This is a genomic window from Okeania sp. SIO2F4 (assembly GCF_010672385.1).
Classification (GTDB): domain Bacteria; phylum Cyanobacteriota; class Cyanobacteriia; order Cyanobacteriales; family Microcoleaceae; genus Trichodesmium.
On record NZ_JAAHGT010001283.1, the window covers coordinates 1 to 1,946 of the forward strand.

A 1,946-nucleotide genomic window follows, 5' to 3' on the forward strand; every position below is an offset into this window, starting at 1 on the left:
GCTAGGAGTAAGAATTGTCTCTCAATTTTTCTGCCATAATCATCCTAAGATACTAGCATGCATGAGCTTTATAAGTGCGAAAAGCTGGTACTTTTTTCAACTATAAAATGCCAAAACCTTTATATTTCAATACTTTTAGAATTAATCAGCAAGCCCTACTTAATAACTGAAGTTTTGAGGAAGTATAGCGTTATTTTTTGGAATTGGTATAATACAAAATATTCCAGATTAATGTGGTTAATTGACGGGGTAAATATTTTTTTGCTTATTCTCTATCCTCCGACCCATCTTCCCTATTCCCTATTCCCTATTCCCTAGTATGTGTACTTCATCAAGTAGGAAAATGCTGTATCAATTTAGTTTAATTAATCATCAAAAGATATTCTCTCCTTCAACCAACTTAATAAATCATCCAGATTATTAAAATCCAAAACAGCCTCAGCTAAATCATCAAAATCTGTATCAGATAAATAATCAAACTGGCGAGTTATCTCTTGAGAAATTTCACCAAATTGTTTATTTAGTATACGCATTAATACCTCTAATTTAGCAGCATTTATTCTGCCTCTTTCATCTTGCAAAGCCATCCCCCGTCGGTCTACTTCATCTAATTCTTCTAAGGAAAAATTGGCTTGATTAGCAATATTTAAAGCACGTTCTATTTCTGGTACTTCTCCCAATACTTCTGGAATTGTTTCTAAGTGGGAAGTTTCCTTAAGAAAATAAATCCACTTATCTATTAATGTCTGTAATTCTGCTAAAGTTTTCTGAAATTTTGGCAATTCTACAAATATTAGTCTTAGTAAATTTGACTTATATTCAAATGATTCGTCTTCCTCTTTAAAGACAAACTTAGTAACAACTTTTTCAGTATCTTTAAACATAACAAAATCTGTTATTGTCACAGCAATAACTGGATTTAGTAAATGATAACGTTCTCCTCTTTCTAATTGATTAGCATAAGTTTTTGAGAGATTATAAGCTACTCGTTTATCAAAAGCAATTGTAGTAGCGATTTGCATTTCAATAATTACAACCGAACGGTCTTCTAAAACTGCTTTTATATCTAAATAAGTTTCTTTTAAAGTGATAATCTTACCAGGAGTATATGGGTTGATGATTGTGATAGATTTGATGATACTTTCACCATTGTAAATAATTGCATTTAAAAAGCTGATTAGTATCTCTTGACTTTGGTCAGAGCCGAATATTCTTTTAAAGGCATAATCAATTTTGGGGTTGATAAATCTCATAGTAATACAGCGGTTTCCCCGCGTTATGAGGTACATGTATTGAAGGTTTTAGGGAGTAGGGAGCAGGGAGCAGGGAGTAGGGAATATAATGAGTAGGATAGGAAACAAGCCAAAAATATTTACCCCATCATTTCTACCACATTAGTCCGGAATCTGCTGTATCAGCTCCAATAGAGCTTTTTGTAGAAAAATTAACGTCAATATTAGGATGACTAGGACTTAGGCAAAAAATAAAATTATACACTATCTGTAGGGGCTAACTGCCGTTAACTACTACTATATATGGTGATTATCCGTAAGTCCTGATGACTACTTTGTTAATCAGTTACCGAAAAACTAAGGTTTAAAGCCTCTCCTAATATGGGAGAAAAAGCGGTCGTTTCGGAGCTTTCCGTTTTCAGAAGAGGTAATTATTAATTATTAATTATTAATTATTGAAGTTAGTTTGCTTATTTGATTAGAAAGGGAGAAGAAGGAATCTCAAATGCTTTTTACTAATCATAAAAAACCTTCTTCTTCCCTATACTGAGGAATTCTGCTGATTATTATTCAAGACTGTAGACTCTTGAAAAATTTATCTGCCAAAGAACCAATAGATTGCCCTACCTTTTTCTTTAAACGCCATCTTTGAAAAGCATTTTCATAATCTTCTCCTTCCAGTTGAAAAGTTTTCCAAGCATCCAAAGCTAACCA

The 1,946-nt window shown here is 32.7% G+C and carries 1 protein-coding gene; it reads right to left on the bottom strand.

The features are described from left to right. Positions 1 to 365 precede the first annotated feature (365 nt). The gene (locus tag F6K22_RS39705) at positions 366 to 1,253 is read right to left on the bottom strand and encodes an Rpn family recombination-promoting nuclease/putative transposase (protein ID WP_293110545.1); all 888 of its coding nucleotides are present in this window, start codon (positions 1,251 to 1,253) and stop codon (positions 366 to 368) included. Between the last annotated feature and the right edge of the window lie 693 nt (positions 1,254 to 1,946).